This is a genomic window from Clostridium sp. SGI.024 (genome assembly GCF_050315195.1).
Lineage (GTDB): Bacteria > Bacillota > Clostridia > Clostridiales > Clostridiaceae > Clostridium.
Map to the genome: position 1 here is coordinate 1 of NZ_JBNPON010000156.1, position 588 is coordinate 588.

1 protein-coding gene is annotated in these 588 nt (G+C 30.8%); it reads left to right on the forward strand.

The features are described 5' to 3' along the window. Positions 1-588, forward strand: a 588-nt coding sequence (locus ACQRD5_RS17165) for a sialidase family protein (RefSeq protein WP_427747118.1), incomplete at both ends; no start/stop codon positions are given.

A 588-nucleotide genomic window follows, 5' to 3' on the forward strand; every position in this document is an offset into this window, starting at 1 on the left:
TTGGAATGTTTTAGGTGGAAAAGATGCAATTCCAGTACCAAATGGTGATGAAGCTAAATTAGAAGAATTACCAAATGGAAATGTTGTTATTACAAGTAGAACTGAAACAGGAAGATTTGTTAACATATTTACTTATAATAAAGACGATAATAAATTTGCATCAGGAAGTTGGGAAGACAAGCATCAAAAAGTTACACTTGGTAATGGAACATATGCAACTAATGGAGAACTACTTATTGTATATGCTAGAGATATTAGAACTAAAGAATATAAATATTTAGCATTACAATCCCTTCCTGCATTAAATGGAGGAGGTATAAGAAAAGGTGTAAGTATTTTCTATAAGGAGCTTGATCCAAATGAAACTACTGTTAGTGAATTTATTACTGGATGGAATACTACACCATATATTGTACAAGAACTATATAGTGGATATTCAACAATGAGTCTACAAAAAGATGGTAAAATAGCCTTCTTCTTTGAAGATAGATATGTAAATTGGGCATATGATGAGCAATTTGTTAGCTTAGATTTAGAAGCAATAACATTAGGAAAGTATGAAGCTGCATTTACAGGTATAGGATCTAA